The sequence below is a fragment of the Curtobacterium sp. VKM Ac-1393 genome, assembly GCF_015350995.1.
Classification (GTDB): Bacteria; Actinomycetota; Actinomycetes; order Actinomycetales; family Microbacteriaceae; genus Curtobacterium.
This window is the reverse complement of record NZ_JADKRW010000004.1, coordinates 1-12,231: the sequence shown is the minus strand read 5'-3', so window position 1 is coordinate 12,231 and position 12,231 is coordinate 1. Positions and strand designations below refer to the sequence as shown.

The 12,231-nt window shown below is 71.5% G+C and carries 13 protein-coding genes; 7 read left to right on the top strand and 6 right to left on the bottom strand.

Going from position 1 to position 12,231, the window contains the following annotated elements; all coding sequences use genetic code 11:
- Positions 1-5 precede the first annotated feature (5 nt).
- The 5 genes from ITJ59_RS09545 to ITJ59_RS09525 form a co-directional block, all read right to left on the bottom strand.
- Positions 6-683: a FadR/GntR family transcriptional regulator gene (locus ITJ59_RS09545; protein WP_111086323.1), complete on the bottom strand. Its 678-nt coding sequence runs from the start codon at positions 681-683 to the stop codon at positions 6-8.
- Between the two features lie 87 nt (positions 684-770).
- On the bottom strand, positions 771-1,538 hold the full coding sequence (locus tag ITJ59_RS09540) for an SDR family NAD(P)-dependent oxidoreductase (protein ID WP_194650902.1): 768 nt from the start codon (positions 1,536-1,538) through the stop codon (positions 771-773).
- Positions 1,538-2,407 carry a fumarylacetoacetate hydrolase family protein gene (locus tag ITJ59_RS09535; RefSeq protein WP_194650901.1) on the bottom strand — a complete coding sequence of 290 codons (870 nt, stop codon included), beginning with the start codon at positions 2,405-2,407 and terminating at the stop codon, positions 1,538-1,540. The genes ITJ59_RS09540 and ITJ59_RS09535 overlap by 1 nt, the downstream gene beginning before the upstream one ends.
- Positions 2,408-2,449: 42 nt before the next feature.
- Complete coding sequence (locus ITJ59_RS09530; protein WP_194650900.1) at positions 2,450-3,289, bottom strand: amidohydrolase family protein; 840 nt, start codon at positions 3,287-3,289, stop codon at positions 2,450-2,452.
- Positions 3,290-3,413: 124 nt separating this feature from the next.
- Complete coding sequence (locus ITJ59_RS09525) at positions 3,414-3,677, bottom strand: glutaredoxin family protein (RefSeq protein ID WP_194650899.1); 264 nt, start codon at positions 3,675-3,677, stop codon at positions 3,414-3,416.
- 49 nt (positions 3,678-3,726) lie between these two features.
- Here ITJ59_RS09525 and ITJ59_RS09520 point away from each other — a divergent pair, with 49 nt between their 5' ends.
- The 6 genes from ITJ59_RS09520 to ITJ59_RS09495 all read left to right on the top strand — a co-directional run bounded on the left by ITJ59_RS09520 (position 3,727) and on the right by ITJ59_RS09495 (position 9,974).
- Complete coding sequence (locus ITJ59_RS09520; protein ID WP_194650898.1) at positions 3,727-5,475, top strand: adenosylhomocysteinase; 1,749 nt, start codon at positions 3,727-3,729, stop codon at positions 5,473-5,475.
- Entirely contained in the window at positions 5,472-6,908 is a 1,437-nt protein-coding gene (locus ITJ59_RS09515; protein WP_228511357.1) for an amidohydrolase family protein, read from the top strand. Before ITJ59_RS09520 ends, ITJ59_RS09515 begins: the two co-directional genes overlap by 4 nt.
- Positions 6,905-7,411: a cupin domain-containing protein gene (locus ITJ59_RS09510; protein ID WP_228511356.1), complete on the top strand. Its 507-nt coding sequence runs from the start codon at positions 6,905-6,907 to the stop codon at positions 7,409-7,411. The genes ITJ59_RS09515 and ITJ59_RS09510 overlap by 4 nt, the downstream gene beginning before the upstream one ends.
- A gap of 82 nt (positions 7,412-7,493) precedes the next feature.
- Positions 7,494-8,318, top strand: coding sequence for an ABC transporter substrate-binding protein (locus ITJ59_RS09505; RefSeq protein ID WP_194650897.1), 825 nt, complete (start codon positions 7,494-7,496; stop codon positions 8,316-8,318).
- A 4-nt stretch (positions 8,319-8,322) separates the two neighbouring features.
- Positions 8,323-9,201, top strand: a complete 879-nt coding sequence (locus tag ITJ59_RS09500; protein ID WP_194650896.1) for an amino acid ABC transporter permease — start codon at positions 8,323-8,325, stop codon at positions 9,199-9,201.
- Positions 9,198-9,974 (top strand): amino acid ABC transporter ATP-binding protein, encoded by a 777-nt coding sequence (locus ITJ59_RS09495; RefSeq protein WP_194650895.1) that lies wholly within the window; start codon positions 9,198-9,200, stop codon positions 9,972-9,974. The genes ITJ59_RS09500 and ITJ59_RS09495 overlap by 4 nt, the downstream gene beginning before the upstream one ends.
- Positions 9,975-9,989: 15 nt before the next feature.
- Here the strand turns inward: ITJ59_RS09495 and ITJ59_RS09490 are convergent, their stop codons facing one another.
- On the bottom strand, positions 9,990-11,432 hold the full coding sequence (locus ITJ59_RS09490; RefSeq protein ID WP_228511355.1) for a DHA2 family efflux MFS transporter permease subunit: 1,443 nt from the start codon (positions 11,430-11,432) through the stop codon (positions 9,990-9,992).
- A 76-nt stretch (positions 11,433-11,508) separates the two neighbouring features.
- Between ITJ59_RS09490 and ITJ59_RS09485 the strand changes: the two genes are divergently transcribed.
- Positions 11,509-12,153, top strand: coding sequence for a TetR/AcrR family transcriptional regulator (locus ITJ59_RS09485; RefSeq protein WP_194650893.1), 645 nt, complete (start codon positions 11,509-11,511; stop codon positions 12,151-12,153).
- Positions 12,154-12,231: the final 78 nt, after the last annotated feature.

The following is a 12,231-nucleotide window of genomic DNA, read 5'->3' as shown; positions in this document are numbered from 1 at the left end:
CGCGGTCAGTCGAGGGAGCGCCGCAACCAGCGCTCGACGCCCTCGACGTGCGACACCACGAGCGCCTGCACGAGCTGCGGATCACGGCGTCGGATGGCGTCCACGATCGCGGCGTGCTCGTCGAGGGTGCGCTGCACGGACCCGTTCTGCGTGAGCCCGCGCCAGACGCGGACCCGCACGGTCTTGCTCGACAGCGCGTCGAGCAGTCCGGACAGGTACTGGTTGCCACCGATGCCCGCGATGGTCGAGTGGAACAGCAGGTCGTGCGCGACGAGGTCTTCGACGCCTGTGTCCTCGCCGACGGACTGCATCAGCGTGGCGAGCTCGTCGATCTGCTGCTCGGAAGCCCGCGCGGTCGCCAGGACGGCGGACGCGGGCTCGAGGATGCGGCGGACCTCGAGCAGGTCGACGAGGGACCGGTCGTGGTGCATGTCGACGACGAACGACACGGCCTCGAGCAGGACGCCGGGTTCGAGCGACGTCACGTAGGTGCCGTCGCCGCGTCGGACGTCGAGCACGCGGATGAGCTCGAGGGCCTTCACCGCTTCACGCAGGCTGTTCCGCGACAGCCCGAGCGACTCGCTCAGTTCCTTCTCGGGCGGCAGGCGCTGCCCCGGTTGGAGCTCACCGCTCACGATCATCTGCTGGATGCGTGCGATCGCATCGTCGGTCAGCGACGCCACGTCACCACCTCCTGATCCCGGCCCACTCGCGGACGCGAGCCGACAGGTCGACGATAGCCGGGCCTCCCGGTCGTCACGGCCCGACCATCAGGCGGGCCGCAACCGGAGGGCCTGCATCCCGCCGTCGACGGCCAGGTCGACGCCCGTCGTGGACCGTGCGAGCGGGCTCGTCAGGTAGGCGACCGCCTCGGCGACCTCCTCCGCCTGCACGAGCCGGCCGTGCGGTTGGCGGGCCTCGAGGGCGGCACGTTCGGCGGCCGGGTCGCCCGCGGCCGACAACAGCCGCGCGACCCACGGGGTGTCGGCGGTGCCGGGGTTGACGGCGTTGACGCGGATGCCCTCGCGGATGTGGTCAGCGGCCATCGCGCGGGTCAGGGCTGCGATGGCGCCCTTCGTCGCCGAGTAGAGCGCCCGCTGGGGCAGTCCAGCGGTGGCGGCGATGGAGCAGGTGTTCACGATGCTCGCGTTGCCCGACGCCCGCAGGTGGGGGAGTGCGGCGCGGGACAGCCGGACGGCGCCGAGCACGTTGACCTCGTACACCCGTCGCCACTCGTCGTCGTCGTTGTCCTCGACCGTTCCCTGTGCGCCGATGCCGGCGTTGTTCACCAGGACGTCGAGTCCGCCGAGCTGCTCGACGGCGGAGGCGACGGCTGCGCGGACGGACGCATCGTCGCTGACGTCGCACGTGATCGACACGACGCCGTCGGCGGTGGACGGCTGGAGGTCGAGGACGGCGACCGTCGCACCGCGGTCCTGCAAGGCGGCGGCGATCGCTGCGCCGATGCCGGAAGCACCCCCGGTGACGATGGCCCGGACGCCGTCGTGGCTGCCGGCGCCGCCGGTTGCGTCCGCCATCAGGCTGCTCCGACCGTCTGGCGCTGCGAGCCGAGCCCGTCAGCGGTGAGCTCGACGACGTCCCCGGGCTGCAGGTAGGGCGCGTGTCCGGCCAGCGCGACGCCCGCCGGGGTCCCCGTGCTGATGACGTCCCCGGGGTACAGCACCATGAACTGGGACAGGTACCGGACGATCTCCACAGGCCGGAAGATCATGTCGGCGGTGGTGCCGTCCTGCCGGACCTCGCCGTTGACGGTCAGCCGGAGCGCGAGCGCCGCGGGGTCGAGGCCGGCGGCAGCGAGTGACCCGGGGGTGACGAGCCACGGTCCGAGCGGGTTGAAGGTCTCGCAGGACTTTCCCTTGTCCCACTGCCCGCCGCGCTCGAGCTGGAACTCCCGCTCGGACACGTCGTTCGCGATGGCGTAGCCGGCGATGGAGGCCTCGGCGTCCGCATCGGTCTCGCAGTACCGAGCGGTGCGGCCGATGACGATCGCGAGCTCGATCTCCCAGTCGGTCTTCGTGCTGTTCCGGGGGATCAGCACCTGGTCGTCGGGACCGATCACCGTCATCGGGTCCTTCATGAACACGATCGGTTCGGTGGGGATGTCGGCGCCGGTCTCCGCTGCGTGGTCGCGGTAGTTCAGGCCGATGCACACGACCTTGCCGGGGCGGGCGATCGGGGCCCCACGGCGCATGCCGTCGGCCCGGTCTCGGCCGATGCTCGTCAGGTCACCGGCGCTGCGCGCGTGGTCGACGCGGCCGACCGGGTCCGAGGCCAGGAAGGCCCCGCCGATGTCACTGGTGATCGAGCGGAGGTCGAAGACCTCGCCGTCGGTGTCGATGGCCACGGGGATCTCGCTCCCCGCCGGGCCGAGTCGTGCGAACTGCATCGTTCCTCGCTCTCCGGCTGCGCCGATGCAGCCAGAAACATCCTATGTCTGCTCGACTTCACGGACAAGGTAGATGCGTTCCGCGGTGCGGCGGAAGACGGCGTCACGCTCGTCCGCCGTCAGGTCGGCGAGAGCTGCCGTCGTCCGCTGCACGACGTCGGCGTACCCGGTCGCCAGGGTCGACACCGGCCAGTCCGAGCCGAACAGCGACCGTTCGGGGCCGAACTGCTCCACGACCTCGCGGATGTAGCGGGCGACGGGGCGGTCCTGCCAGTCCTGGCCGGCCTCGGTGAACAGGCCGGAGACCTTGCCGACGACGTTCGGGCGTGCGGCGAAGTCGGCCATCCGTCCTCGCCAGGCCGGGTCGCCGGAGTCGATGGACGGCTTGCCGGCGTGGTCCAGCACGAACGACGCACCGGGCACGGCGTCGATCAGCGCCAGGGCAGCAGCGTGCTCGCGCGCCCGGACCAGGACGTCGAACACCAGGCCGGCATCGGCGAGGGCGCGCACCCCACGCGCGACGTCGGGCCGGGCGAGCCAGTACGGGTCCGGTTCGTCCTGCACCAGGTGCCGGATGCCGACCAGGCGTTCGCCGCCGGGGCGCGCCCGGACGGCTGCGATCCGGTCGACCACGTCGGCAGCGGTCAGGTCCACCCAGCCGACGACACCCGCGACGGGTCCGGGCTGCTCGAGCAGCCACGCGGTCTCGTCGGGATCGTGCACGGCCTGCACGACGATGGTCCGGGTGACGCCGGTGTCCTGCGTCGCCGCGCGGAGGTCGTCCACGTCAAACCGGCGGCGGATCGGGGCGACGGAGTCGTCCATCCAGGGGTACGGCCGGTCGGCGGGGTCCCAGAGGTGGTGGTGAGCATCGATGATCACGCCCTCATGATGCCCGATTCATCCGATGTCCGCGCGGGTGTCCGTCCGACGACTTCTCGCGCTGGGCGACACGTCACGGGTGTCTGCCGGCGTGACGTGTCGCTGGGCGCGAAAGTTCGCGCCCTCAGACCGCGCCGGAGGCCTCGAGCTCGGCCCGCAGCTCCGCGTCGGACGGCTCGACGAAGTGCTTGCCGTTCGGCAGCACCACGACGGGGATGTTCTTCCGCCCGCTGATCGCCTCGGCACGGTCGGCCGCCGACAGATCCTGCTCGACGTCCACGTACTCGTAGTCGACGCCCAGGGTGTCGAGCAGCGCCTTGGACCGGCGGCAGTCGCGGCACCAGTCCGCGCCGAACATCGTCACCTTGTCGAACACTTCATCGCTCATGCCCAGAGAGTACGTCTGCGCGCCCCCGTCCATTCCCTACGATTGGAGCATGCCGCCAGGACCCGACCCCGAGACGCGATCCTGGGCGTCAGCGGCCGTCCGACGCTTCGCCGCGGTCACGAACCTGCTCGTGGCGGCCCGCCGGTTCCGCATCGTCGGCGGCGACCCCCGCGATGCCTCGGCGCTGCACGGTCTGTTGACCGGTCTCGGCGCTCGCCCGGCCGCCGACCACGAACCGATCGACCAGCTCTGGTGCCTCGGTTCCCCCGAGGAGTCGACCCCAGTCATCGAGCGCGAGGCGGACCGCCCTCGTGGCGCGACGCTCATCGTGATCGACGCCGGCCGGCACCTGCCCGCCGTCGACGAGGACGCTTTCGGCCCCGTCGTGACCGCCCGCCCCGGTGTGCTCGGCGTCCCGATGCTCTCCGACGACGTCTTCCTCGTCTCGACCGGCCGCGACCCCGAGGGCGACCCGGCCGCCGACGCCCGCCTGCGCTGGGCACGACGCTCGATGCCCGTCGCACGCGAGGTCGCCGCGGAACTCCGCGACGGCGGACTGCTCCGTGGCACCCGCATCGGCGTCGCGATGTTCCTCGAGCCGAAGACGGCGGTGCTGAGCCTGTTGCTGCGGGACGCCGGGGCAGAGGTCGTCGTCTACGCGCACGCCGACGAGACCGACGACGCCGTGGCCGCGTCGCTCCGGGCAGCGGGTCTCACGGTGCACGCGAGCAGCACCGCGTCGCTGCCGGAGCAGAAGGCGCTCGCCCTCGCGATGCTCGACACCCGGCCGCACATCCTGCTCGACGACGGCTCCCACGTCATCCGGCTCGCCCACCGGGAGCGACCGGACCTGCTGCCGACGATGCTCGGCGCGGCTGAGGAGACCACGAGCGGTCTCCGGCCCTTGCGCGTGATGGCGTCGCGGGGCGAGCTCGGCATCCCCGTGGTCGCCGTCAACGACGCCCGCACCAAGACGTTCTTCGACAACCGGTACGGCACCGGGCAGTCGACGGTGTTCGCCGTGCTCGACCTGGTCGACGGACTCGCGTCCGGCACGCACCGGGTCCGGCCTGGGCCCACGCCGCCGGTTCCGGACCGACGCGCCAGCGGCGGGTCGGCCGTGCCGGTGGGGGGAGGCGCGGCGGTCGTCGCCGGGTTCGGGCACGTCGGCGAAGGGGTCGCGCTGGTGCTCACCGCCCTCGGGTTCCGGGTCACGGTCGCCGAGACCGATCCGGTGCGCGCCCTGCAGGCGCTGTTCGCCGGCCACGCCGTCGCGCCGCTCGCCGATGCCGTGCAGGACGCCGACCTCGTGGTGAGCGCCACGGGGGTCGCCGACACGATCGACCTTCGGGTGCTGCGCTCGTGCGCGGACGGGGCCGTCGTCGCCGTCGCCGGTGGGGTCGACCACGAGGTCGCGCTCGACGACGCCCGCGCCGCCGGAGCCGAACTGCGGCCAGTGGGTCCGAAGGCCGAACGCCTCGTGTTCCCCGACGCCGAGGGCGGGCCGGTCGTGCTCGACCGTGGCGGCTGCATCAACATCACCGCGGCCGAGGGCAACCCGATCGAGATCATGGACCTGTCCTTCGCCGTGCAGCTCGGGGCCGTCCGCATGCTGCTCGAGCGGGGCGACGAACTGGAGCGAGCCGTCGTGCCGATCGACCCCGCGGTCGACGACGCGACCGCCCGCGTGGCGCTCGCCGCCTTCGGAGCGCACCCCGTTCCTCCCGGCCTTCCAGCCGAACACCCGGCGGACCGCGAGCCGGACGTCCGGACGCGTCGTTTCGGAGACCCCGCATGAGCGCTGCGCACCCGAGCGACTCGCACCCGAGCGCCGCGCGCCCGCGTGCCGACCACCCCGTGGTCGTGCACTCGGCGCGCGTCGTCGTGCCGATGACCGCGCCGCCGATCGCCGACGGCGCGGTTGCCGTGCAGGACGGCCGCATCCTGCACGTCGGCGACCGGTCGTGGGTCGTCGACCAGCTCGCCGGAACGGGTGCGACGTTCACCGAACGGCAGTGGCGCGGAGCCCTCCTGCCGGGCCTCGTCAACGCGCACTCGCACCTGCAGTACACCGGCATGGCCAGTGTCGGCACCCGGCAGTACAGCGGATTCGAGGACTGGGCGGCTGCCTTCAACGAGGTCTACGCCGAACCGCACGACTGGCGGGCCGAAGCGGCCGCTGGCGCCGCGGCCTCGATCCGTGCCGGCGTGACGAGCATCGCGGACATCGTCACCGACATCGAGGCCGCCACCGCGCTCGAGGACGCCGGGCTCGGCGGCATCGCCTACTGGGAGGTGATGGACTGGGAGAACGACGCCTGGCAGTCGCACGGCCGCGACCAGGTGCTCGACGAACTCGCCCGGATCCCGACCACCCCCGGAGCCGGCCTGTCACCGCACGCGCCGTACTCGCTCGAGGTCGCACCCCTGCTCGAACTCCCCGACATCGTCCGGCAGCGTGGGCTCCGGCTGCACCTGCACCTCGGCGAGGCCGCCTTCGAGGGGGAGCGCATCGCCCTCGGACCCGTTCCCGGACTCGACGGTGTCGACGGCGTCGGCCACGGCAACGACTGGCACCTGGCGAACGTGCCCTCGTTCCGGGCGCTCCGGGCCCTCGGGTTCGGGGCGAGCGCCACCGCGTTCGTCGACCGGCTCGGGGTGCTCGGTCCGGACTGCCACATCGCGCACGGTGTCTACATGACGGCCGCCGACCGGGCGCTCCTGCGCGCACGCGGCACCGCCGTCGCACTGTGCCCGCGGTCGAACGCCGTCATCGGCCTCGACCCGCCGCCCGTCGCCGACTACCTGCGCGAGGGCAGCCCGATCGCCATCGGCACCGACTCGCTGTCGTCGTCGCCGTCCCTCGACCTGATGGCCGACGTCACCGCGCTCCACCGCATCGCCCGCGCCCAGGGCTACGGCCACCGCGACCTGCACGAGCGGCTCCTGGCGGCTGCGACCCTCGGTGGCGCGCACGCGATGGGGCTCGCCGTCGGTCCGGACCGCATCGGCCACCTCGCCGTGGGGGCCCGCGCCGACCTGGCCGTGTTCGACGTCGATGCCCGCACCGTGCCCGACGCACTCGCCGAGCTCGTCGAGGACGGCGCCGGGCGTGCATCCGCCACCGTCATCCGTGGCGTGGTCCGCGCCGTCGACGGAGCGCTGACCGGCGAGCCGACGTCGTCGCCCGGCCGCCCTGCCCGCCCTGTCATCCCTGTGGAGGAATCATGACCGAGACCGCACCCCGCCCCGGCATGGCCGCCCGTCGCACCGTCGACGGCGAGCTGATCGAGTGGCTCGACGTGCCGAAGCGTGCCATCGCCCTCGGCATGGAGCCGCACCCCGAAGGTGGTTGGTACGTCCGCACCTGGACCTCACCGGCCACGGTGACGACGCCCGCGGGGGACCGCCCCGCCGCCACCCTGATCCACTTCCTGCTGCCGCCGGGCGAGGCCTCGGCCTGGCACCGGGTCACGAGCGACGAGATCTGGATGTGGCACGGCCCGGACACCGTCGAGCTCGAACTCGGCGGTTCCGGCGATGCTCCCGAGCCCGGTGCGCGGATCACCCTCGGGCCCGACGCCGGACGTGACCGGGTGAACGACGCGCAGGCGTTCGTGCGCGGTGGCGTGTGGCAGCGGACGATCCCGAACGACGGCGAGGTGCTGCTGAGCTGCCTGGTGTCGCCGGGCTTCTCGTTCGACGACTTCACGATGGCCGACGAGGCCGAGTAGTACCGCGACACGGTTTCGCGTTGGTATCCCACCGCGAAGTACACTTCGACCTGCCCCCACCCCCTCGCACGAAGGCCCGACCGTGACCCGATCCCTCCGCTTCACCCTCGCCGTCGCAACAGCCGCGGTCGCCGCCCTCGCCCTGTCGGCGTGCTCCGCCGGGGGCAGCAGCTCCGGATCGGACGGCACCGTCACCGACGGCAAGTTGACGATCGCCACCGGTGAGCCGGCGTACTCGCCGTGGATCGAGGACAACAAGCCGCAGTCCGGCAAGGGCTTCGAGTCCGCCGTGGCCTACGCGGTCGCGAAGGAGATGGGCTACAGCAAGTCCGACGTCGTCTGGAAGCGCAGCACCTTCGACAGTGCGATCGCACCGGGCCCGAAGGACTGGGACCTCAACGTCCAGCAGTTCTCGATCGACGCGAAGCGCAAGAAGGCCGTCGACATGTCGAGCGCGTACTACACGACGACGCAGGCCGTGGTGACGACGAGCACCTCGAAGGCCGTCGACGACACGAGCATCGCCGCGCTCAAGAAGGACGCGATCGGTGTCGCCACCGGGTCCACGTCGATCGCCAGCGTGAAGAGCGTGCTGGGGATCACCCCACAGGTCTTCAACTCGAACGACGACGCCGTGCTCGCACTGAAGTCGGGCCAGATCGACGCGATCGTCACCGACCTGCCGACGGCGTTCTACATGGCCGCTGCGCAGCTCGACGACGGCACGGTCTCGGCGCAGTTCCCGGCGGACGGCTCGGGCGACCAGTTCGGCTTCGTGCTGCCCAAGGGCTCGGCGCTCACGAGCAAGGTCGACAAGGCGCTCAAGACGCTCGAGGACGACGGCACGCTCGAGGACCTGCAGACGAAGTGGCTCTCCTCGGAGACCAACACCCCGGTCCTGAAGTAACCGCATGACCGTGCCAGCAGGCGCCGGCACCCCGGTTGCCGCAGCAGCGCCGAGCCAGGTCGAGCTCGAACGTCGGCTCTACCGCCGGCAGCGCGGACGCCGGTCGATCGTGGTGTCGGTGGCATCGACGCTCGTCGTGATCGCGGTCGTCTACTTCGGCGTCGTGAACACTCCGGGCTGGGCTGCGGTCCAGCAGTCGTTCTTCGACCCGCAGACCGCGATCGACAGCTTCCCGGACATCCTGCTGGGGCTCTGGCTCAACGTCCGCATCCTGTTCTTCAGCGCCATCGGGGTCGCCGTGTTCGGCACCCTGCTCGCGGTGGTGCGTGGTCTGCGGAACCCGGTGTTCTTCCCGCTGCGGATGCTGGCGACCGGCTACACGGACCTGTTCCGCGGCCTGCCGCTCATCATCGTGCTGTACCTGGTCGGCTACGGGATCCCCGGGCTCGGGGTGTTCCCGCGGCTGCCCGCCGAGGTCTGGGGCACCATCGCGATCGTCCTGACGTACTCGTCGTACATCGCGGAAGTCCTGCGCGCCGGCATGGAGGCCGTGCACCCCTCGCAACGTCTGGCCGCGCGGTCGCTCGGGCTCTCGCACGCCAAGACGCTGCGGCTCGTGGTGCTGCCGCAGGCGATCCGCAAGGTCACGCCGGCGCTCATGAACGACTTCGTGTCGATGCAGAAGGACGTCGGCCTGGTGTCGATCCTCGGCGCCGTCGACGCGGTCCGCTCGGCGCAGATCGCCCAGGCGGAGACCTACAACTTCACGCCGTACTTCGTCGCGGGGCTGCTGTTCGTGGTGATCAGCCTGCCGCTGATCCGCGTCACGGACGCGATCGCGCGCCGCCAGCAGCGGCGCGAGCAGATCGGAGGGACCGTATGAGCGAGGTCGGCCAGGAGGCCCGTGGTGCGTCGGGTGCGGACGCTGCGGTTCTCGAACTGCGCGGGTTGCGCAAGGCCTTCGGCGAGCACGAGGTCCTGCGTGGCATCGACCTGACGCTGCACCGCCACGAGGTCATCTGCGTCATCGGGGCATCTGGCTCGGGCAAGTCGACCCTGCTCAAGACGGTGAACCTGCTCGAGGGCATCGACGACGGCGAGATCCTGCTGCAGGGGACTGACATCGCCGATCCCCGCATCGCCGTCGACGGGGTCCGGGCACGGATCGGCGTGGTCTTCCAGCAGTTCAACCTGTTCCCGCACATGACCGTGCTCGACAACGTGACGCTCGCCTCGCGGCAGGTGCACGGCGTCGGCCGGGCTGAAGCAGAGGCGACCGCGCGTCGGCTGCTCGAACGGATCGGCCTGTCGGAGTTCGCTGATGCGTACCCGGACCGCCTGTCCGGCGGGCAGCAGCAGCGCGTGGCCATCGTCCGGGCGATCGCGTCGGACCCCGAGCTCCTACTGCTCGACGAGGTCACGAGTGCCCTCGACCCCCAGCTCGTCGGCGAGGTGCTCGACCTGGTCACCGAGCTGAAGCGGCAGGGGTCGACGATCCTGATGACCACGCACGAGATGCACTTCGCGCGGAACGTGGCCGATCGGATCGTGTTCCTGCACCGGGGCGAGGTCGTCGAGCAGGGCGTCCCCGGGGACGTGCTCGACGCACCGCAGCACCCGGCCCTGGTCGAGTTCCTCTCCCGCGTCCACGCCTAGGACCAGACCGGGCGACTACGCGACGGGAGCCGGCGTCGGCGACAGGAGCCGCGCCTCCCGGTCATCATCGGCGACCACGTCGGGGACGTGGGATCCGCGACCTGCCGGCAGGAACACGGCGACCAGTGCCGAGGCGGCGACGACGGCGGCTCCGACCAGCACGGCGGGCTGGGCCGCGTCGACGTAGCCGGTGGGGGTGAGCTGGCCGCCGGCCCCGGTGAACACGGCGGTGAGCACCGCGATGCCGAGCGCGACCCCGATCTCGCGCAGGGTGGAGTTCGCGCCGGAGGCCTTCGCGTGGTCGTCCTGGGGCATCCGCGCGAGCACCGCGGTCGAGATCGGCCCGAACACGGCGCCCATCCCGATGCCGGCGAGCAGGAAGCCGGGCAGGAGGCCGGTGAAGGTGACGTCGGCGGACATCGTGGCGGCGATCCAGAACAGACCGGCGGACAGGAACGCCATGCCGCCGGCGATGAGCACCCGGGTGCCGACCCGTGGTGCGATGATCCCGGCGAGCGGCGCGACGATCATCGGTGCGAGGGTCCACGGCATCGTCCAGACGCCGGCCTCGAGCGGTGACCGGCCCTGCACCACCTGCAGGAACTGGATCAGGATGAAGACTGACCCGAACGCGCCGAACGAGAACGTCATGGCGACGAGGTTGGCGAGGGTGAAGCTGCGGTCGCGGAAGAACCGGAGCGGCAGGAGCGGTGCGGCCGTCGTGGCCTGGCGGACGACGAACGCGACGAGCAGTGCGCCGCCACCGATGAGCCCGGCCAGCACCTCGGTGCTCGTCCATCCTGCGTCGTTGCCGCGGACGATCCCGAACACGACACCGAGCACTCCGAGGCCCGCGAACACGACGCCGAGGACGTCGGTCCGGACCCGGGCACCTCGGGTGTTCGGCAGGGCGAACAGGGCGAGCGGGATCGCGATCACGCCGACGGGGACGTTGAGCCAGAAGATCGCCTCCCAGCTCCAGCTCTCGACGACGGCTCCGCCGATGAGCGGGCCGAGAGCGACACCGAGGCCCGAGATACCGCCCCAGACGCCGATGCCCACGGTGCGCAGGCGGTCCGGGACGCTGCCGACGAGCAGGGTCAGCGACAGTGGCATGATCGCCGCGGCGCCGGCCCCCTCGACCGCGCGCCAGACGATGAGGGCGGTCGGGTCAGTGCTCATCGCCGCGAAGGCCGACGAGACGGTGAAGACGCCGATGCCGGCGATGAACAGGTGGCGGCGGCCGATGCGGTCGCCGAGGCCGACGGCCAGCAGCATCAGGGCGGCGAAGGCGAGCGTGTAGGCGTTGGTGATCCACTGCAGCTCCTCGACCGAGGCGCCGAGGTCGGCGTGCACGGCGGGGAGTGCGCTGGTGACGACGAGGTTGTCGAGCGTCGCCATGAACATCGGGAGGGATGCGGCGGCGATCGCGAGCCACACGGGGATGCGTCGGGACATGCTGTCTCCAGTCGTTGGTAATCCGATGATTACTTGCTTCGACGGACTGTAGTAATCGACTGATAACATGTCAACCATGAGCACGGAGACAGCCGTCCGGATGCCGGCAGCGCAGCGTCGCGCGATGATCCTCGAAGCCGCACGCGGGGTGTTCGGCCGCCAGGGGTACCACGGCACCACCACCGACCAGATCGCCTCGGCGGCGGGCATCAGCCAGCCGTACGTCGTCCGGATGTTCGGGTCGAAGGAAGCGCTGTTCCTCGAGGTCTTCCGCGACACCCTCGGCATCCTGCTCGACGCTTGGCGCGAGACCTTGACGACCCTCGGCCCGGACGACGTGCCGGCGCACGTCATCGGTGAGCAGTTCGTCGACCTCGCTGCCGAGCAGGGCCTGCACACCGTGCTGCTGCAGGGGTTCGTCTCCGGTGCCGAGCCCGCGATCGGTGCGGCCGCACGCGACGGTTTCCTTGAGATCTACCGGTTCCTGCGGGACGAGGCGGGGATCCCGGACGACCAGGTGCAGGGCTTCTTGGGCAGCGGGATGATCTTCGCGATCATGCTCGCGATCGACATGCCGGCGCGGTTCGACGAGGACCGCGACGCGGCGGACTTGCTCCGCGCGACGTTCGGCGCGAAGTGCGGGCAGGTGCTCGACCTGGTGCGGCCGAGCGCGGCGGACCCGAGGGTCGCGGACCCGGGCGCCGCCCGCCCGCGCGCCTAGATGTACTGAGTCATGAGGTTGGTGACACTCGGGCTGCGGGCGTGAGTCCGTGGCTCGAGTGGATCCGGTCATTGTTGT

Bases quoted from the DNA above. Each gene is read 5' to 3' on its own strand.
- ITJ59_RS09540 (WP_194650902.1), bottom strand. From the start codon at position 1,538: ATGGCGGACGCAACCGGCGGCGCCGGCAGCCACGACGGCGTCCGGGCC.
- ITJ59_RS09535 (WP_194650901.1), bottom strand. From the start codon at position 2,407: ATGCAGTTCGCACGACTCGGCCCGGCGGGGAGCGAGATCCCCGTGGCC.
- ITJ59_RS09525 (WP_194650899.1), bottom strand. From the start codon at position 3,677: ATGAGCGATGAAGTGTTCGACAAGGTGACGATGTTCGGCGCGGACTGG.
- ITJ59_RS09520 (WP_194650898.1), top strand. From the start codon at position 3,727: ATGCCGCCAGGACCCGACCCCGAGACGCGATCCTGGGCGTCAGCGGCC.
- ITJ59_RS09515 (WP_228511357.1), top strand. From the start codon at position 5,472: ATGAGCGCTGCGCACCCGAGCGACTCGCACCCGAGCGCCGCGCGCCCG.
- ITJ59_RS09510 (WP_228511356.1), top strand. From the start codon at position 6,905: ATGACCGAGACCGCACCCCGCCCCGGCATGGCCGCCCGTCGCACCGTC.
- ITJ59_RS09500 (WP_194650896.1), top strand. From the start codon at position 8,323: ATGACCGTGCCAGCAGGCGCCGGCACCCCGGTTGCCGCAGCAGCGCCG.
- ITJ59_RS09495 (WP_194650895.1), top strand. From the start codon at position 9,198: ATGAGCGAGGTCGGCCAGGAGGCCCGTGGTGCGTCGGGTGCGGACGCT.
- ITJ59_RS09490 (WP_228511355.1), bottom strand. From the start codon at position 11,432: ATGTCCCGACGCATCCCCGTGTGGCTCGCGATCGCCGCCGCATCCCTC.
- ITJ59_RS09485 (WP_194650893.1), top strand. From the start codon at position 11,509: ATGAGCACGGAGACAGCCGTCCGGATGCCGGCAGCGCAGCGTCGCGCG.